Source organism: Alteromonas sp. KUL17, from assembly GCF_006538305.1.
In the GTDB taxonomy this organism is placed as follows: domain Bacteria; phylum Pseudomonadota; class Gammaproteobacteria; order Enterobacterales; family Alteromonadaceae; genus Alteromonas; species Alteromonas macleodii.
This window is the reverse complement of sequence record NZ_BJKJ01000007.1, coordinates 47223-66128: the sequence shown is the minus strand read 5'-3', so window position 1 is coordinate 66128 and position 18906 is coordinate 47223. Positions and strand designations below refer to the sequence as shown.

18 protein-coding genes and 2 tRNA genes are annotated in these 18906 nt (G+C 43.2%); 12 read left to right on the top strand and 8 right to left on the bottom strand.

The features are described from left to right. The first annotated feature begins 61 nt into the window (after positions 1-61). The 3 genes from KUL49_RS08370 to KUL49_RS08360 all read left to right on the top strand — a co-directional run bounded on the left by KUL49_RS08370 (position 62) and on the right by KUL49_RS08360 (position 1650). Positions 62-137: transfer RNA gene (locus KUL49_RS08370), tRNA-Lys, on the top strand. A 244-nt stretch (positions 138-381) separates the two neighbouring features. Then, a complete protein-coding gene (gene nadA / locus KUL49_RS08365) occupies positions 382-1437 on the top strand; it encodes a quinolinate synthase NadA (RefSeq protein WP_039227298.1) in 1056 nt (351 codons plus the stop codon). Between the two features lie 122 nt (positions 1438-1559). Beyond that, positions 1560-1650, top strand: a tRNA-Ser gene (locus tag KUL49_RS08360). A gap of 188 nt (positions 1651-1838) precedes the next feature. On the opposite strand, the gene KUL49_RS08355 is transcribed toward KUL49_RS08360, so the two are convergent. Together KUL49_RS08355 and KUL49_RS08350 are read right to left on the bottom strand one after the other, a co-directional pair. Next, complete coding sequence (locus KUL49_RS08355) at positions 1839-2273, bottom strand: hypothetical protein (protein WP_014976038.1); 435 nt, start codon at positions 2271-2273, stop codon at positions 1839-1841. Positions 2274-2509: 236 nt separating this feature from the next. After that, positions 2510-3679 (bottom strand): patatin family protein, encoded by a 1170-nt coding sequence (locus KUL49_RS08350; RefSeq protein ID WP_131137008.1) that lies wholly within the window; start codon positions 3677-3679, stop codon positions 2510-2512. Between the two features lie 220 nt (positions 3680-3899). Between KUL49_RS08350 and KUL49_RS08345 the strand changes: the two genes are divergently transcribed. The 3 genes from KUL49_RS08345 (at position 3900) to KUL49_RS08335 (ending at position 6785) form a co-directional block, all read left to right on the top strand. Then, positions 3900-4916 carry a 2-dehydropantoate 2-reductase gene (locus KUL49_RS08345; protein WP_131137007.1) on the top strand — a complete coding sequence of 339 codons (1017 nt, stop codon included), beginning with the start codon at positions 3900-3902 and terminating at the stop codon, positions 4914-4916. 163 nt (positions 4917-5079) lie between these two features. Beyond that, the gene (locus tag KUL49_RS08340) at positions 5080-6270 is read left to right on the top strand and encodes an OprO/OprP family phosphate-selective porin (RefSeq protein WP_242633777.1); all 1191 of its coding nucleotides are present in this window, start codon (positions 5080-5082) and stop codon (positions 6268-6270) included. A gap of 155 nt (positions 6271-6425) precedes the next feature. Continuing rightward, on the top strand, positions 6426-6785 hold the full coding sequence (locus tag KUL49_RS08335) for a VOC family protein (protein WP_049585881.1): 360 nt from the start codon (positions 6426-6428) through the stop codon (positions 6783-6785). A 118-nt stretch (positions 6786-6903) separates the two neighbouring features. Here KUL49_RS08335 and asd read toward each other — a convergent pair whose 3' ends face one another. Then, positions 6904-8028, bottom strand: a complete 1125-nt coding sequence (asd, locus tag KUL49_RS08330; protein WP_131137005.1) for an aspartate-semialdehyde dehydrogenase — start codon at positions 8026-8028, stop codon at positions 6904-6906. Positions 8029-8443: 415 nt separating this feature from the next. Between asd and KUL49_RS08325 the strand changes: the two genes are divergently transcribed. Together KUL49_RS08325 and KUL49_RS08320 are read left to right on the top strand one after the other, a co-directional pair. Then, the gene (locus KUL49_RS08325; protein WP_131137004.1) at positions 8444-9247 is read left to right on the top strand and encodes an SDR family NAD(P)-dependent oxidoreductase; all 804 of its coding nucleotides are present in this window, start codon (positions 8444-8446) and stop codon (positions 9245-9247) included. Positions 9248-9454: 207 nt separating this feature from the next. After that, positions 9455-10021, top strand: coding sequence for a cytochrome b (locus KUL49_RS08320; RefSeq protein ID WP_131137003.1), 567 nt, complete (start codon positions 9455-9457; stop codon positions 10019-10021). Positions 10022-10116: 95 nt separating this feature from the next. On the opposite strand, the gene KUL49_RS08315 is transcribed toward KUL49_RS08320, so the two are convergent. Continuing rightward, complete coding sequence (locus KUL49_RS08315) at positions 10117-11073, bottom strand: 2OG-Fe(II) oxygenase family protein (RefSeq protein WP_131137002.1); 957 nt, start codon at positions 11071-11073, stop codon at positions 10117-10119. A gap of 299 nt (positions 11074-11372) precedes the next feature. Between KUL49_RS08315 and KUL49_RS08310 the strand changes: the two genes are divergently transcribed. After that, positions 11373-12143 carry a CmcJ/NvfI family oxidoreductase gene (locus tag KUL49_RS08310; protein ID WP_131137001.1) on the top strand — a complete coding sequence of 257 codons (771 nt, stop codon included), beginning with the start codon at positions 11373-11375 and terminating at the stop codon, positions 12141-12143. A 16-nt stretch (positions 12144-12159) separates the two neighbouring features. On the opposite strand, the gene KUL49_RS08305 is transcribed toward KUL49_RS08310, so the two are convergent. The 4 genes from KUL49_RS08305 to KUL49_RS08290 form a co-directional block, all read right to left on the bottom strand. Continuing rightward, positions 12160-13764, bottom strand: coding sequence for a sensor domain-containing diguanylate cyclase (locus KUL49_RS08305; RefSeq protein ID WP_131137000.1), 1605 nt, complete (start codon positions 13762-13764; stop codon positions 12160-12162). Beyond that, positions 13757-14200, bottom strand: a complete 444-nt coding sequence (locus tag KUL49_RS08300) for a hypothetical protein (protein WP_131136999.1) — start codon at positions 14198-14200, stop codon at positions 13757-13759. Before KUL49_RS08300 ends, KUL49_RS08305 begins: the two co-directional genes overlap by 8 nt. Before the next feature lie 10 nt (positions 14201-14210). Beyond that, entirely contained in the window at positions 14211-15455 is a 1245-nt protein-coding gene (locus tag KUL49_RS08295) for a porin (protein WP_131136998.1), read from the bottom strand. Positions 15456-15618: 163 nt separating this feature from the next. Further along, positions 15619-16533, bottom strand: coding sequence for a LysR family transcriptional regulator (locus KUL49_RS08290; protein ID WP_131136997.1), 915 nt, complete (start codon positions 16531-16533; stop codon positions 15619-15621). Positions 16534-16649: 116 nt separating this feature from the next. Here KUL49_RS08290 and KUL49_RS08285 point away from each other — a divergent pair, with 116 nt between their 5' ends. The 3 genes from KUL49_RS08285 to KUL49_RS08275 all read left to right on the top strand — a co-directional run bounded on the left by KUL49_RS08285 (position 16650) and on the right by KUL49_RS08275 (position 18863). Continuing rightward, positions 16650-17639: a zinc-dependent alcohol dehydrogenase family protein gene (locus KUL49_RS08285; protein ID WP_131136996.1), complete on the top strand. Its 990-nt coding sequence runs from the start codon at positions 16650-16652 to the stop codon at positions 17637-17639. 193 nt (positions 17640-17832) lie between these two features. Then, positions 17833-18330, top strand: a complete 498-nt coding sequence (locus KUL49_RS08280) for a M48 family metallopeptidase (protein ID WP_131136995.1) — start codon at positions 17833-17835, stop codon at positions 18328-18330. Between the two features lie 113 nt (positions 18331-18443). After that, complete coding sequence (locus tag KUL49_RS08275) at positions 18444-18863, top strand: CBS domain-containing protein (RefSeq protein WP_014948884.1); 420 nt, start codon at positions 18444-18446, stop codon at positions 18861-18863. The last annotated feature ends 43 nt before the right edge of the window (positions 18864-18906 follow it).

The following is an 18906-nucleotide window of genomic DNA, read 5'->3' as shown; positions in this document are numbered from 1 at the left end:
AATAAAAATCTGAGTATTATATGCCGCCGTTGCCAAGACACAGGCAACAACAGGAAAGAAAGGGTCGTTAGCTCAGTTGGTAGAGCAGTTGACTTTTAATCAATTGGTCGCTGGTTCGAATCCAGCACGACCCACCATCAAGTCTCAAACTCAAATATTCCTTTTTTAAATAATCTCCTCAATACAAAATGCCAATGCTTATTGCGTTTTAAAACGCTACTCGTCTCATTTGCACTTTGATCTGGTTTACCTAACCCCATGTAGTAGAACAGGTAAGCATAACTACGACTATTTAATTACCCTTATGTTGATTAGGTAGTGTGTAATTTTTATGACAGTTGGGTATAATCCGCACCCTTGTCGCAACAGAGATGTAGGTTAATGTCAGTAGCATTTCGAGTGGATCAGGTAGAGTACCCGTTCCCAGCAAAACCACAGCCATTGTCAGAAGCACGTAAAGCTGAATTAAAGGCTGAGATCAAAGCTTTACTTAAAGCCCGTAACGCTGTGCTTGTCGCACACTATTACACCGACCATGAAATTCAGGCACTCGCTGAAGAGACTGGTGGCTGCGTGGCAGACTCATTGGAAATGGCGCGCTTCGGAAGAGATGCACAAGAACAAACCTTAATTGTTGCTGGCGTTCGCTTCATGGGTGAAACGGCAAAAATTCTTAGCCCTGAAAAAACCGTACTAATGCCAACACTTGAAGCAACGTGTTCGCTTGATATTGGTTGCCCGGTAAAAGAGTTTAGCGAATTCTGTGATCAGCACCCTGACCACACTGTGGTGGTTTACGCGAATACATCAGCGGCAGTAAAAGCGCGCGCTGACTGGGTAGTAACCTCAAGCATCGCGCTTGAAATCGTTGAGCACCTAGACAGCCAGGGCAAGAAAATCATTTGGGGCCCTGACCGACACTTAGGCTCGTACATTGCCAAGCAAACGGGTGCCGACATGCTAATGTGGCAGGGCGAGTGTATCGTTCACGACGAGTTCTCTGCACAGAAACTAGCAGACATGAAAGCACTGTATCCAAACGCAGCGGTTCTGGTTCACCCTGAATCACCCGCAAGCGTGGTAGAAATGGCAGATGCAGTTGGCTCAACCAGTCAATTGATAAAAGCCTCGCAAACCATGGATAACGACACCTTTATTGTTGCTACTGATAAAGGCATCTTTTACAAGATGCAACAACTTACTCCAGAGAAGACGTTTATAGAGGCTCCAACGGGCGGTAACGGCGCTACGTGTAAAAGCTGTGCTCACTGCCCTTGGATGGCAATGAACGGCTTAGAAGCAATTAAGGCGTCTTTAACGGGCGAAACTGATGGGCATGAAATCTTTGTTGATGATGAATTGCGTAAAGGTGCACTCATTCCACTTGATCGCATGCTTAACTTCTCAGCCGAGTTAAAAGCGAAAGGCGGGCTATAAGCGCACGTTTTATAAGCACTTGCTGAATATTTTCCAGCAAGTTCTTGATTAAGCGCGCGGCTTTACCTACTATACGCGCGCTCAAGGGTTTTCGTCGTTGAAATCTTCTTGATACAAAATTTGGAGAGATGGCTGAGTGGCTGAAGGCGCACGCCTGGAAAGTGTGTATACGTTTATAGCGTATCGAGGGTTCGAATCCCTCTCTCTCCGCCAAATACAAAAAAACCGGCTTTAGGCCGGTTTTTTTGTGCCTACCGATCAGCGTTGGATGATGCGCGGATACTTTTCGCTTACGTAAAAAGAAACCCGCTATGAAGCGGGTTTCTTTTTAAACGCGATTGTTGCGACGCTGGTATGCTAAAGCTAATGGCTTTTCATCTGTGATGTCGCGCCGCTGCTAATTACTTCGCAATTTGCTGGTGAAGCTTGATTAAGTCAGGAAGCTTTTTCGCGTAAATCGCTTTCTTTGTACCTGGGTGAAGTAATTGGCTCACGAACGTGCGTAGGAAGCCAAGTACAAACGTTTGAACGCGATCAGCGTCTGCATCACTTGGGTTAGCAATAAGCTTTTCTGTCTCCGCTTGTACTTTATGTACAATCGGGTCCATGGTGTCTTTTCCAGAAACTAGGTCATTACCAGTCACAACGCCTTTGCCAAGCAAGTCTCTAACTGCTGAGTATAAATCAGCAGAAACAGCGTTAGACTGTCCCCAGTTCGCAATGTTGAATTCTTCAGCAATCTTATCTAGATCAGCAGTTGGGTCGTTCGACTTCAATAGGCTGTCGATAAGTTTATGGGCTTCAGTTTGTTTTACGGGTGTTGATAATTCTGACATGGTTACATTTAAAGATTATGTGGGTGAGCGCGTTATAAATATTCTGCCAGACAATGTCAACCCGTTTGCCGCCAATAGAGGCAAGAACGGGAGAGGAGCTTACTAAGTCATGATGTAAACATGGCGAACAAAGCACCGAAATAGCACCGAAATAACACAGAAATATTACTGAAAGAGTAGCAAAATAGAGAAAAGGCACCTGCTGCCAAGCACCCTTTATCAAATGAGTAAACGGGCTACGCGGAGATCCTATTCTCTTTGTCTACTTTATCTATTTTGCCTGTTCGACGTGCTGGGAAAGGCAACTTAATTGGACGTTTACCATTTAATGCAGCATGTTCTGATTTCACACTATAATTAGCGCTGTCTTTACTATGCATGCCCTTGGGTGTATCAGTTACATCGAAAAGCGGAGCAGCAGGCTGTCTGTTTTCCTCTAGCTGGTAAGCAATGACTTTGTTTTCGGTTTCTAAAAAGGCACTTCCAGCTTGCTTACCAAGCTTATAATCATGACGAAGTTGTGCGTCTGTACTACCTAACAATTTACTTTGAAGCTTATCTGACGCAAAAATTTGAATAACCTCTACGTCTTCTGGCGGGTTTTCAATAAATGCCAATTCTTTTTGATACGCTTGTTCGTGCTGCAGCAGATAGTCGATGGTCTTTGGGCACGTGCCCGTTGCGCACATTACCGCGCTTAACCTTTGTAGCCAAGGCGACTGTACTTGAAAGCCTCTATCTACGGTGCGAATAACTACGATTTTCGTCGCGCCGCGTTTGTATGCTTCGGTAACAGGCAACGGTGCAGCCAAGCCACCGTCTAGAAAGAAATCGGTATTGGCTGCCTGTTTTGTTTCGACATCAATGTGCAGCGGTACGCCCTGTTTGTAAAGTAAGGGGAGGGCGCTCGAAGCCTTGATAAGATCGACCCAGTTGTGAGTACTTTTCATTGGATCGAGAAAATACGCCTGTCTGTCTCTGGAATTTGTGGCGGTAAATAAAATTTCTCTGTCCGCAACATTAGCCTTCGCAGTATCAAGATCAAGTAAACGGTTCGCTTCTTTGGTTTTGTCAAAGTACCAGTCTAAATCGACAATATGTTTGCCCATTAAACCTCTTCCCATTTGGAAAAAGCGTTTGTGTCGAGTTAAGCCGCGAATAAGACGCTTTGCATAGCCTTTTTGACGCGCCACAAAACTCGTTAAGTTCTGTGAACCTGCTGAAGTGCCAATAAGAATATCGAAAGGGTCGTGTCCGGCCTCTAACCATATATCGAGTACGCCTGCCGTAAAAATTCCTCGCTGTCCACCACCTTCCGCAACCAAGGCAACTTTGCCATTGTTCGACATTTCAGCATTGTGTGCTTTTGAATAAGCGAGAGAAGGAGCAGATTGTTGACCCGACATGATAACCCTCTATTTGACCATGACTATAAATTGACTACTTGGTCTAATTGTAGGGAGATCACGACGCCGGAGAAAATTGAAAGAATAAATCGGACTGATAGGAAATAACTGATACTGAAACACTTTTTGTTATTTCATTGTGATTTTTGTGTTTACATTTTGATCGTTTAATCGCAGTCTAACAAAGTGTTGAAAGCTAAACTTTCATTGGGAGTCAATAATGAAAATTGCCGTGTTAGGTGCGGGAAGTATTGGATGTTATGTAGCGGGCTGCCTGTTAGCCTCTGACCCCACATTGAGTGCCGCTAATGCGCTTACGCTCATTGGCCGTCAGCGTTTATATGATGATATTACTGCTAATGGTCTTAAAGTAACGGATTGGCAAGGGCGTGAGCAGCTAACAAAGCCTGAGCATATTGCTTTTTCAATTGAGAACGATAGTTTAGTTGATGCTGACGTCATTTTGCTTTGCGTTAAAAGCCAAGATACCGAGCAGGCTGCTGCGATAATCAATCAGCATGCACAGCAATCAGCAGTCGTAGTCAGTCTTCAAAACGGAGTGGGTAATGCACACCTGCTGCGCCAGCACATAAAACAATGCGTAATTGCAGGTATGGTGCCTTTCAATGTTTTTTATAAAGGTAACGGCCATTTTCACTGTGGTACTGAGGGTAATATTGCCCTTGAAGACCCCAATAACCAATGTAGTGACATCATAAAAGCGCTTAACAACGCGTCGTTGCCCGTTACGGTTTATAACGATATGAAAGCTGTACAGTATGGCAAACTTATTATGAACTTGAATAACGCGGTCAATGCACTGTCGGGTATACCGCTGAAATCACAGCTAGGGGATAGGCAATATAGGTTAGTTATGGCAAAGGTGTTGTCCGAGGCGTTAGCAATACTAAAAGCGGAAGGAATTGCACCAGCAAGAACCGGTAAGGTCATTCCCAAACTGATGCCAAAAATTATGAAGCTACCTAATTTTTTATTCAATGTGGTGGCTTCATCTACGCTTAAAATAGATCCCGAAGCACGTTCATCAATGTATGAAGATTTGGCGCTGGGGCGACGAACGGAGATTGATTATTTGAATGGCGAGATAGTCAGGCTCGGTGAAAAAAATCACATAGCTACGCCAGTGAATAAGCATATTGTTAACCTGATCAAACAACACGAAGTTGCTCAGAAAGGAAGTCCTCACTTACCAGCAAATGCTTTACTGTTAAAGTGACAGATCTATTTAACGGTGTATTTCAACGTTAAATATTACAGTTTTGTGTCATTTTTGTGTCAGAGCACTTGATTCTTATACTAAAGTATATATCCTGCGCGCAAACTTCCGTTATATTTAGTGTGCTTTGCTTTTTCAAAATCGTTTTTCTTCTTGTCTTCTGTTGAGTGCTTTATGGGCGTCGCTTTTCCATACGACGGTTGTAGCGTCTGAGGTTGATGTCGAGCGTGAATCTAGCGCAACGTTCTCTCAATACAATGGCAACGGCCTTTCATTTCAAAGCGACAACAATACCTTCTCACTACGCGTGCGCGGTAGACTTCAGTTTCGCTATGCCAATCCCGGTATAAGCCAGCCTACCGAGCGTGCTGACTTTGAGCATAACGCCGGTAATCAATTTGGCGTTAACAGGGCGCGGGTCAAATTAGACGGTCACATTGGTTTGCCTTGGATTAAATATGGTGTGGAATATGATGCTGTCGATCAGCGCACCCTGACCGCTACACTATCCTTTGAAAAGTATGACGCGCTTCGGTTTAAGGTTGGTCAGTGGAAAGTCGAGTATTCCAGAGAGCGCAGTGTTAGCAGTGGCGGCCAGCAAATGATGGATCGTTCAATCATCAACAGAATATTTACGCTAGATAGGCAAATGGGGGCATCCCTGTACGGTAATTTTGATGGCCCAGGCGCGGCCAATTTCAATTACTGGGTAGGAGTATTCAATGGCTCGGGCCGTGGTGATTATAGCAATCACGATGGCGAGAATATGTATACAGGGCGATTACAGTGGAATTTCTTAGGTGAGTCTGTCGGGTTTAAAAACAGTGACATTAAACGAACAGCTACTCCCAAAGCAGCTCTAGCAATAGCAGGAGCGAAGTTCAAAAGCCAGTTTACGCGTTTTTCATCGTCTGGCGCTGGTAATTTAGCCAACTTTAGTGCGGGCGAGATCGAAGGTCAGTACGACATTCAGCAGTTTGTGATTGATGGTGCGTATTTTTATAAAGGGTTTAATGCTCAAGCGGAATATCATGAAAAAGATATTGTGGATTTAGCGGACAACAATAGAGAAACTACGCTGCGCGGCTATTATGTGCAGGCGGGTTATTTTTTGAGTGAATCAATCAGCTGGTGGCCAGAGCCCCTTGAAATGGCTGCACGCTTCGGGACCTATTCGCCCCGAGACAGTGAACAAGACGAACGCTTTTTTGAAAAGACAGTAGCATTCAACTATTTTTTTAACGGCCACGAAAACAAACTAACCGCAGAGGTAAGCAGGGTTTCACTGGATCAGTTCGATGCTGAAGTAGGGGACGAGACCATCTACTCTCTGCAGTGGGACGTCAGCTTTTAACTACTCACGCTGGGCGAGCAATAAAGCCAAACTAAGTGACCCGAATAAATGCTATTTTTCTTATGTTAAACGATTAAGCACGTTTAGAATTTAATCAATGAGTCTAAAGTTGGTGATAGTATGAGCTCATCATTTTTTAAAAAGAGGAGAGTGACATGCAAGAAAGCACCAAACTCAACTATGTCGAATTTGCATCTCTAGATATTCCCCGCTCAAAAGCGTTTTTTGAAAGTGCGTTTGGCTGGTCTTTTACCGATTATGGCAGTGAATACAGTGCGTTTAGCAATGCTGGCATGGACGGAGGGATTTTTTCTGCACAACGTGTGATGAAGGCAGAAAGTGGTGCGCCTTTATTGGTGCTGTATTCTAATAACATTTCTGAATCGCAAGAATGTGTAGAAAAAGCAGGTGGAGCAATTACTAAACCGTTGTTTGACTTCCCGGGGGGCTGTCGCTTTCATTTTGTCGAGCCAGGTGGTAATGAGCTTGCTGTTTGGTCTGAGTCGGCAAAATAGCGCTATCGTGTCTACGAAGTCTAGTGATTCTGGCTTTTATAGCCTGATAAAAAACGCCTTGCGTGTAATGACACAGCAAGGCGCTCTAAATTCAGATTAATTAGCTATTGGCTTGTCGTTACTTTTGCTCAAGTACAATGCGCAGCATTCTGCGAAGCGGCTCTGCGGCACCCCACAATAGCTGATCGCCGACAGTAAATGCCGAGATATATTCAGGACCCATGTTAAGCTTGCGAATACGGCCTACGGGAATAGACAGTGTACCGGTCACTTTCGCTGGCGTAAGTTCTTGCATCGTCGCGTCGCGATCGTTAGGAATCACTTTTACCCAGTCGTTGTGGTTAGCCAAGATTGTTTCAATTTCGGCTAGAGGCAAGTCTTTCTTTAGCTTAAGTGTGATAGCCTGGCTATGACAGCGCATGGCGCCAACACGAACACAAATACCGTCAATCGGCACTTCACTGCCTTTAATACCTAAAATCTTGTTGGCTTCCGCTTGGGCTTTCCATTCTTCGCGGCTTTGACCTGAAGGTAGTTGCGAATCGATGTACGGAATTAAGCTACCCGCAAGCGGAACACCAAACTGTTCACTAGGGTAGTCTGCGCTTCGAATAAACTCAGATACTTGCTGGTCAATTTCTAAAATCGCGGTAGCAGGATCTTCAACTTTAGCTTTCACATTATTGTGAATTGCACCCATTTGATTAATTAGCTCACGCATGTGCTGTGCACCTGAACCTGAAGCGGCTTGATAGGTCATTGGCGAAGCCCATTCAACCAAGTCTTTCTCAAACAGGCCACCGAGTGCCAGAAGCATAAGGGAAACCGTGCAGTTTCCACCTACGTAGGTACGAATGCCTTTTTCAATGCCACTATCAATTTCTTTACGGTTTACTGGATCTAGAATAATTACGGCATCGTCTTTCATACGAAGCGCTGACGCAGCATCAATCCAATAACCGTTCCAGCCAGTGGCTCTTAAATCGTTGTACACGGCTTTTGTGTAGTCGCCGCCCTGACAGGTAATAATGATATCCTGTTTAGATAGCGCTTCGATATCGTGCGCATCTTCTAGAACACCAGCATCCTTTCCAGCAAAATCTGGTGCTGCACTACCTTTTTGCGAGGTAGTGAAAAAGGTGGGCTCAATGTGCGCGAAATCTTGCTCTTCTTGCATGCGCTGCATTAATACTGAGCCAACCATACCGCGCCAGCCCACTAAACCTACTTTTTGTTGTGACATTAAATTGAGAACCCTTGTTACTAAAATGAAAAGTACTTCACCACCTATGTTTGTAAAAATTGATCAATACCCAGACCTTTTCATTAATTGGCGTGTATTGTCAAAACATAAAAGTGATGTCGAGCGCCGCGTGCCTAGCGCACTGGCGCAATACCTGTCGTTTTTATTTTTGTCTTTGCAGTCTAAGTGTTATTTATCCCGCTGGCTAGATGATTTTTATAAATGATCTATCGCTGATATAAGCATTTCAAATACGGTTAAAATGTAAGCTGTTTATTATATAGATTACCTTGAAACTGCTTTAACGAAACATGCGCTTATCTAGTTTAGGCATTATTGATAACTTAATGTCAGGCAATTAATTACAAGAAAGATTGAGTCAGAATTTTTTAAGAGAATTAACGGGTAGAGAGCAATAATGAAGACAGTACTGATTACAGGTGCCACTGATGGCATTGGTCTAGAGACGGTAAAGATGTTGGGCAAAGAAGGGCACAACGTAATTCTACACGGTAGAAATAACTCAAAACTTGAGAATATCAAAAGTGCGCTAGAGGCTCAATTTCCAGGAAGTAAGTTTGATACTGTTCAAGCCGACTTAGCTTCGTTCGATGATGTAAGGAAACTCGCATTTGCAGTGAAAGCCAAAAACAAGCATCTAGATGTATTAATAAACAATGCCGGTGTATTTACAATGGACAACCCCGTCACACACGCAGGCCTAGATGCAAGGTTTATGGTGAATACCATCGCACCTTATATGCTCACTCTAGGGTTAATCGATGTAATGGATGCACAAAGTAGAGTGATAAATGTGTCATCGGCAGCACAGGCGCCTGTTAATTGGAGCGCGTTACGTGGTGAAATTCAGCTGTCAGATGGTGCTGCTTACGCGCAAAGCAAGCTAGCGATCACCATGTGGACCATGAACTTGGGCAGTAAATACAAAAATAATGGCCCTAAAATGGTATCGGTAAATCCGAAGTCGCTTTTGGGTAGCAAAATGGTGAAAAGCGCGTACGGTATTGCTGGGGGCGACCTAAAGCTTGGCGCAAAAATTTTTATGGATGCCGCTTTCTCTGACCGTTTTGCCGATGTAGCAGGAGATTATTTTGATAATGATCACAATACCTTTGCAGCGCCACATTCGTTTGCTAATGAACCTTCTCATATTAAGATGCTAATTACCGAATTAGATGCCATCATCGCTGCGCATTAACTTTTTGATGCGCTGAAAAATTAGCTTCTCTATTTCACGCTCTGATTAAATAGGCAAAAACCTCAAACATCTTGTTGGTGAAAAGTAGGCCTACAAATTGCTTTAATACTTGTAAGTAATCCCTCACAATGTGTGAGGGATTATAAAATGTTGAGATACGTTAGATGAATGATGTAGTTCTTAACATGGAAATAAAGTGAGGAAAGCATGCAGTACGATAGCCACAACAAATTTGCTACGACAACCGTATTTTTACACTGGCTGGTGGGACTAACCATTATCGGGTTACTCGCTACCGGCATTTACATGTCAGAAAATGGCGTTTATGCGCTTTATCCATGGCACAAGGCCATTGGCTTTATTATCTTATTTGTCGCGTTAGCCCGTGTAATATGGCGTATGAAGAACGGCTGGCCCATCGCAGCTGCTAACTACAAACCGATAGAACACAAGCTCGCATCTATCGTTCACTGGGTTTTGATCATCGCAACATTAATGATGCCTATATCAGGTCTGATGGCCTCGGTACTCGGGGGGCATGGCTTATCTGTTTTTGGATTAGAAGTTTTTGCGCCTAACTATAGTGTTGATGACCCTGAAAAAACGCTGCCTATCAATTACGAGCTGTCTAAGCTAGGTGGAGCGATTCACTTCTATTTAGGGTACACCGTAATTGTCGCTTTATCGCTACACATTGCTGGCGCACTTAAGCACCATATTATCGATAAAGACGGTACGTTAAAGCGTATGTTGGGTAAAACAATTAGTGAATAATGTGTGACGCACTTAGATACACCGTACTATTGAGCGACTAATAGCGCGAAGATGAAAAAGAAAGCCGAGTTATCTGATAACTCGGCTTTTGTATATTAGAAAGGCGCAAAACTATCCTTTGCTACGTGGGGTACTGTCCACCTAGCTTTAGCATCAGCTTTTGACGTTGGTAAAACGCCCCGTGGAATTTGCATGCTATCGCCATAAAGCCATAGCACCATGTTAGTTCTGCTGCCACCAGTAATAGGCTGCGCAGCGTGAGGTACACTGCCTCTGTGCAGCATAGCAACACCAGGTGCAAATACTGTACGTGTTACCTTGCCCGTTTCCTGATTAAAGAAGTCAACTTCCGACCCTTTAAAGGTTTTCCCTGGCACATTGAGGTTGATATTCATTGTCGCAGCAGACGCGTCAGTGTGCGGTCTAAGTGATGTGTCCATGCCTTCCTGATATTGAATTGAAAACCCGAATGTCTGGCTATCGAACCCCATTACTTCAGGAAATAGCAAACGTGAAATAGGCCGCATGTACTTGTCCATGATTAGGTTATAAAACGTTTGGAACGTAGGTGCGGCCAAGTACCCTTCAGAACGTGCATCCAACATACCGCCGTTGCGATTTAGCGCAATACCGTAGGGTGGGCGAAGGGGAATGCCGGCATCGGCTACACCGTCTAAATAAGCGCGCAGTAGATGAAGTTTTTCAACATCAAATAGCTGTGCTTGATACACACCAGGCAGAACCTCTTCCCATAAATTTGCTACAGCTTGTTCTTTAGCTGGGTCTTCCCACGCTAGGGTAACTGCATTACGAAGCGGTTCGCTTATCAAGTTTTCTGTTACCCATTCAGCTAATTGCTCGTTTTGCTCATCCCATTCGTACCACGCGTTCTCTAGTAATAAGCGGTTGCTGTCCCAAAAGCGTTGAACAGATGGTGCTCGTTTTAACATTTCATCGCGACTAGGAAGGACTAACGATCGAGCTTGTTGCAAGGCTCCGTTTGTTGCGTCAACGTTATCTATAGTTGCTGTTTGCGTTTTTGAAAGGGTCATAAATATTCTCCGTTTAACTGCACTGTATCGGCGCAGGTTACTCGTTTGCATTGATGACAGTGCGTCGATGGCAAAAGAATATTGCACTTTTTAAAATTTAAAAATGCGTTATTTATAGAGTCAGAATATAGATTTTGTTGAAAATTGAAGTGTGCCAATAAATTATCAATAAAAACTAAATACTGCTTCAGTACTACAGGGGTTTTTCATTCTAATTGCTGTAGGTATAGTTCTCGACCTATTAAACGCTTCGTCTTAAAAAACGAATAGTGTGCAACTTTTTAATGGGGGTAGATAAGATGAATGCTTCAGTTAATTACCACATAAGAAAGCCTTTTACACAGGCATTTGAGTTTGATGTAGATGGAATTGATGGCAACTTGATATCACCTGAACTTCTAACGACCAATGTTAATGTCTTCGACATACGAAATAGCGACGTGAATATTGGTTTCAAAACCCATGGAATTACTTTTTTAGAAGGGCTTAAGGCGGTTCCTTTCCCATTCAATGAAGATGAAGAAGCACTATATAATCGTAAAATAGTGGAAATGATTGAAACACAAATCGGTGCGAAAGAAGTTTTGGTATTTGATCATACTGTACGTATAGATGATGAAAATGCGTCGCGCAGACCTGCGAGAAACGTGCACAATGATTACAGTGAAAAAGGCATTCGAAAGCGTCTTATTGATTTAGTTGGAGAAGAAAAAGCGGCTGAATATCACAAAGGGCACTTTGGTTTTGTAAACCTGTGGAGACCCGTTGAAAACACCATCATGTCTTCTCCCTTAGGTTTTATCTGCCCTGACTCTATGGATGTCGAAGACTGGATAAACATTGAGCTTTGGTATCCAGACCGCAAAGGGGAGATTTTAGGTGTAGCACCTAACCCTCAACATCGCTGGTTCTATAAATCTAAAATGCGCGTGGATGAAGGTATCATTTTTAATATTTACGATAACAGTGGGATCCCCCACTTAGCGCACAGTGCATTAGACTTGAGCGAAGAAGGCGCTAAAAGTACAACGCGTAAGAGTATTGAAAGTAGGATGCTGGTAAAATATTAGGGTGGCGTGAAGAGCGCTAACTCATATCTTCATCATCTAGCCGGCATTGGTTAGCAAAGATAAGATAGTCGTCAGGTGAGGCTATCTTATTTTGTTTTGCTTTATACATGGCGATATCAGCTAGCTTTATCAGGGCATGCAAATTGCTACTTGTTTGAGGATAAAAAGCCACGCCGACACTCATTGAAACCACAGTAGGTTTACTATCGTCATTAAAATAAAAAGGCTGTTTAACGCCAGCATTCACTTTTTCTATAACCCTTTTAACAGACTCTTCATCATCCGCCTGCAGTAACAACATAAATTCATCGCCGCCCCAACGTATCGCGACATCGTTTTTGCGTATTTTTTCTTTCAATTGCTCAGCAACAAAAATGAGAACCTCGTCACCCGCATCGTGACCGTAAATATCATTTACCGCTTTAAAACCGTTCAGGTCGATCAGTGCCAACGCAAACTGGTGTTCCTTTCTCATAAGTTTGGCTATGAGCTTTTCACCGCCATTTCGATTGTAGATTCCCGTTAAAGTGTCAAAATCTGCTTGTAGCGCAAGCTTTTGTAACTCTTGTCTACGACTCGAAATGTCATTTAACGTAAGCTGGTAGTAACGTTCACCTTCTTCTGTCAATAATGGACTAGCAATAAGTTGAACCCAAATGGCATTGTCATTTGCGCTACTTTTTAGCTTGTACTCTCCCGTCGCAAACTCGTTTCGCGCAAAGGCTTCTTTAAGTGCAGCTTTCATTGCTTCTGGTGTTTCGAATAGTTCGTCTAACAGTTCGCCATAGCCTTGCTTTATTCCAAGCTCCGTCTTCTCTACCAAATCATTAAATGCGTCGTTTCGAAGCGCTATAGCACCATTCTCGGCCATTAATACTGTGGCAGTTTTGGCATTCTCGAACAGCATTCTAAATCGCTTTTCGAGAAACTCTATTTCTTCTCTTAACTGTCGCTCTTGTGTGAACTGTTCTTCAACCTTGGACAACAATTGATTGGTGTCATAAACAAGTTTACCTATTTCACTGCGTGAGTGATATTTCGGGATAGGGATCCTTTGCGATGTTCCAGGCGTGATTTGGTGTAAAGAGTGGCCTACTCGTAACATAGGGGAAATAATAATGTAGTAGGTGATTATCAACGCCACTATGCCAACTACCAAGGCTTCAGCGTACAGTGAGTAGCTGTTGTCGGTACTGGTTTTTTCTGCTTGGTTAATGATGTATTCGAAATTAGGGTAGACATTAACCTCAGCAAGTGATTCTTCTGGCATAAAAGGGTGCCTAACCACAAACACCCGCGGTTCCGTACTTTTATTAATAGCTTCAGTTACATTCGTTTGGTAGTAAAGGGCCTCGCTTTTTATAGAGGCTGCTAGAATTTTGTCAGTTTTAACTAAACCATTAATGGCTTCTTTGGCTAAGTCCTCATCTTCTAAAAAAGCCGCGATCGATGCGGTTGAACCTACGGTTTGATAAAGCTCTTCGATATCCCTGTTAGCTTCTTTTATCTCGTTTTCGTAAGTCACGCGATAAAAGAATTCAGCGGTAGTAAACACTACCAACATTGCAGCTGCGACTAAAAATAGCGAGAAACGAAAACCTAGACCTTGTATGTTAATCAAAACGATACACTACCTTCATACTGTCGGTCACAGTCGACTCATATACATAAGCTAGCGCCGACTCGTCTTCCTCAAGCCTTAGCTTGATATCGTCAAGAGTTTGCTCTATCGCAGGAGGTTTTACGCGGCCGGAGAATTTAAGTCGCGACCAGTAGGCATTGACCCTTGCTAAGGGAAGTCCTACCAAAGCTTTATAAAATTGACTTTTCAGTTCGAAATCTAATTCTACATCAATCGGCGTGGCTTTTTTTCCATTTGGGAACGCCGAGTATTTACCCATAAATAAATCGATTAAACCTTTTTTATCCAATACCTGTACATCGTTATTAAAGTTAGTGACAACGACAATTTTTTCTTGAGCTTGCGTCATAAATGCAATGCTTTGCGTTAGAAATGCTAAGGCAATAATTACGGGGAAGCGTTTAAACAGTTTCATGTTCCTCCCCCTAAAAGCTAAAGCTTAACGCGAGAAAAAGAGTGTGTGCGACACCGTCTTCATCGTCAACAATCAATCCATCACGTGCACGAAGCCCAGTACCTCTTGCTTTAACGTCAGTGCGTTCAACTTGTGCTTTAAAGGCTAAGTTTTCTCGTAAATCCCATCGCCAGCCCAATGAGAATGATTGTTGATGATGAGCCAGCGAACTAGCCACTTCTTCTACAAAAAGAACTATCTCCGCAGTATTCTGGTTGATGGGGAAACCGGGTTGTTCTTCATTTAGAAAGTAAGTGTCAGTATTAGCAAAGGAGTAGAGTGCATAGAATGTGTGAGGCCCATAAAGGTAGCTTAAGTTCAAAAAACCATTAGTTGAATGTCTTAGCGCAATCGAGTCTGAATTTATATGGGATAGCTCGCCTGATAGTTCCCAATCGCCCAAGAAGCGATTAAAATACACAGAAGTATAATGAATGGAAGCATCCCGAAGGCTTACTTCATCTGAAAATTTAAGTGCGCCCGCCCAAAAAGGTTGTAACTGAGCGACTGCCGCTGCCACTACCGCAACGTCATCGTTGTCGTTTTTAGCTTCGGTTCGAGTGTGCTTTAGCGCTACGCTCCAGTCAAAAGCAACAAATTCAATGCCTAGTGAGCGTAAATCGTTAAATGTTATTGGGTTATAGTCGTTACTAGTAAAGTCACTTTTGCCGCTACCCCAAAAGCCCTTCACTGATAAATTGAAGTCACTAAAGGGTGTGGTGTAACTTATGTCGGCCCCATCGAAACTCCTAGCGGGTACAATACCGTAAACTTCAGTAGGCACTTTTACCCAAGGATAAGCGATAGAAACATCCCGGGTATCGCTAAAGTGGAAAATGTCCGCAGCTAATCTGCCCGCTCTTACTTGCCAAACCGGCGAGATGTCGTACCGCAAAAAGGCCATTTGAGTGATGGAATCGAGATTCTGCCTATCTTGTTCTCGATAAACAAACTGCCCTACAAAGTCGAGGTTGCCTGATAGCGTGTAATCAAGTTGTACGCCAATCAAGCTCAAAGGCTTAAACGCAAAGCCGTCTTTCTTCGCAAACTCGGCTTGCGATCTATCGGTACGAAATTGATATTTGTTGGTATCAGCGGTGGCAGTGGCAAGCGTACCAAAGCCGCTAACTTCTAATTTATTTTGTTCTGCTGAGGTGTTGTTAGCCAGAAGCAAGCTGAAGATGGCCGTGAAGAACAAGTACGGCTTTTTCATCATTTTTTACCCAATTTAAAGTCTGTGATAAATGTTGCCTAAAACGATGTGTAATGACTATTTTACTTTAGTACAAGCATAGTAGAGAAACTAAGAAGTGAATGAAAAATTGTGTTTTTTATTAAATAATAAACACGAAGATAAGGCCTGTTTAATTAATACCGCTTTAGACTACAACATTGCTTAGTTTTTCATCCCAATAAGGTGCGCCGCTAAAGCGGTCGGCTAAGAAATCAATAAACGCGCGAACCTTAGGGGCTAATAAACGGTTACTAGGATACACTGCCCATAGTGCACAGTCGGTAGCAAGAGGATAATCCTGCAGTATTTGAACTAACTCGCCACTTTTTAAATAAGGATAGCTGCACCATGTAGCAGTAAGGGTAATACCACAGCCTTGAATACAGACGTCTCGTACCGCTTCACCATTGTCCATACGCAGGTAATTAGGCGTTTTAATTGAGGTGATACTTTGGCCGGCTTTAAAGTCCCACACTTCTAAGCCAGTAAGATTGACTATTTTGTGATTTTTGAGATCTGCTGGCGTTTCTGGCTTACCGTATTTTTCAATATAGTTTTTTGACGCCACAATTATGCGTTTATCATCAGCTAGCTTTTTGGCATGTAAATTAGAGTCTTTTAATTCCGCATCGCGAATGGCGACATCAAAGCCACCTTCTACCACATCTAAAATACTGTCGCTGAACCGGAAGTCGATATTTAGCTTTGGGTATTGCTCTAAAAACTCAGGGATTGCAGGAATTAAATGCATTCGCCCAAATGAAGCTGGAGCGGTCACTCGTAATGTGCCCTGCGGCGTTTGCGCACCGCTGCCAACAGCAGCTTGTGCCGTTTCGATGCTGTCCAATACTTCTTGAGCATGGGGAAGGAAAAGTTTTCCATCATCGGTAAGCGATACTTTTCTGGTAGTTCTGTGAATTAAGCGAACACCAAGTGTCTCTTCAAGTTTTCCTATATGTGCGCTGGCAACGGCGGGTGAGATGTTGAGTTCACGCCCAGCTAAGCTGATGTTCGCTGTGCTCGCAATTCGCACAAAAAGCTTTAGGTGTTCTATGTTCATTTGGATTATCAATAAAATCTAAAAACTGTTTGCCTTTATACACTAATTATCATCGGGAGTTCTAGTGCTTATGATTAGTTCCGTACCCAAACAACAGGCTTTAAAGGAGCTTAATCATGAAAGCGATGGTAATAAACGAATTTGGCGGTTCTGAACAATTTACACAAAACGATATTGCAGAGCCAATTGTAAAGGCTGGGCATGTAGTTGTGCGTATTGCAGGAAGCAGCGTTAACACAATCGACATGATGATTCGTCAGTCGGGTGCGGATTTACCATTTGCTCCACAATTGCCTGGCGTTTTAGGTATGGACTTTGCTGGCACCATTGAAGCTGTTGGTGAGGGCGTAACAGAATATAAAGTTGGCGATGAGGTATACGGCTGTGCGGGTGGGCTTGGCGATTTACAAGGTTCACTTGCAGAAAAAATGCTGGCCGATGTTCGCCTTATCGCTCACAAACCATCGTCTCTTTCTATGAACGAAGCGGCAGCCATTCCTCTTGTGGGTATTACAGCGTTTGAAGGGTTAACTCGTGCATTAACCAGTGAAGGTCAAAGCGTATTAATTCACGGCGGCGCCGGTGGAGTAGGGCATATAGCAGTACAACTTGCCAAACATATGAAGGCAAACGTATTCGCCACAGGTGGCTCTGATGAGCAAAAAGACATTATCGAGTCTTTAGGTGCAACTTACATCGATTATCGTAGTGAATCAGTTGAAGATTACGTAAATAAATACACAGATGGTAATGGCTTTGATGTGATTTTCGATACCGTAGGTGGTAATAATCTTCAAAACTCATTCGCAGCGGCCAAGCTTAATGGGCAGGTGTCTACCACGTTATCTTTATTAGAGACCGATTTGTCACCCGTCCACTTTAGCGGTTTAAGCTTAAACGTTGTGTTTATGTTACTTCCTATGATCCACAATGTGGGTCGAGAAGCGCATGGTGAAATACTCAAACAGCTGGCGAGAATTGTAGATGCTGGCGCGCTCAAACCTATTATAGATGCAGAAAATTTCACTCTTGAGCAGATAGCACAGGCACATGACCGTCTGGCAAGTGGTAACGCTGTGGGTAAAGTCGTCGTTACTGTAGAATAGCTTTAACCTCTGGAGTTTAGGTAAACAAACTTCCCGTAGTGTTTCCCTTAGCACACCCTTCGCCGCAGTAATCTTTACTGCGGCTTTTTTGTTTTTTGTTCTGTTTTTTTAACAAAAGAGGTGCCAGAGAAATGCGAGTCCTATCCACTACGTTCAAATGCTTTATAATTCTTCCCTCAAAGGAGAAATAAACGTGAATGAATATGCTCGGTATTTTAACGGCTACCCTTCAACTATTGTGGAGCAAGCCTTACAGCTCATTTCCAGCAATCGGCTACAGCGTTATTTACTAAAAAAATACCCAGAGGCCCATGATATAACCACCGACAAATTGCTGTATCAGTACGCGACGGAATTAAAAAAGCGATACTTAAAAAATGCGCCACCGTTTGGGCGCGCCGCGTTTAAAAAGCAAGGTGATATGATAACTAACGCGCTAGGTACGCATACTTACCGTATGCAGGGTAAAACGCGCAAACACGACTTGGCCATTAACAATGATTTACTCTATGCCCCAGAGGCCTTGTTAAAAGCCCTTGTAGTGCATGAACTGGCGCACTTTAAAGAAAAGGATCACAACAAAGCCTTCTATAAACTTTGCTGCTATATAGAGCCAGATTATCATCAGCTAGAGCTGGATTTACGCTTGTTCTGTGTGGCCGTATCAATGGGAGAAAACCCGTACACGTAACATGTGAACGCCTAATTAGGTGTCGCTATGTTTAAACCCATGTTGAGTGCAATTGTCGTGTGCTTGCTATAACTAAATTAAAGCCGAAGCGCTGAAATTAACGAGGAGTATTAATGAGCATTGCTAAAATTATGTCTACGCGGGTGGTTAGCGTGCACATGGATGACAGTTTACAGTCATTGCGCGAGCTCTTTGCTGCTACGGGGTTTCATCATTTGGTCGTGGTGCATGACAATAAGCTGCAGGGGATTATATCTGACAGAGACTTGATGAAATCGATTAGTCCTTTTGTAGATACCCTAAGCGAACGAAAGCTTGACCGCGCTACATTGGATAAAAAAGCGCACCAAATCATGACTCGTGAAGTCATTACACTTAACCCAAGTGACTCTGTTTATTCGGCTATTGAGCTTTTTAATACCCATAAAATTTCCTGCATTCCTATTATCGACACGAAAAGGCATCCAGTAGGAATGGTGTCGTGGCGCGATGTGATGAAGTTTATGCAAAGTAGGGTAGAGGCAAAGCGTTAGGTCGGTACTCGTATGTTATTAATAGTGAACATCGCTTGAAAGG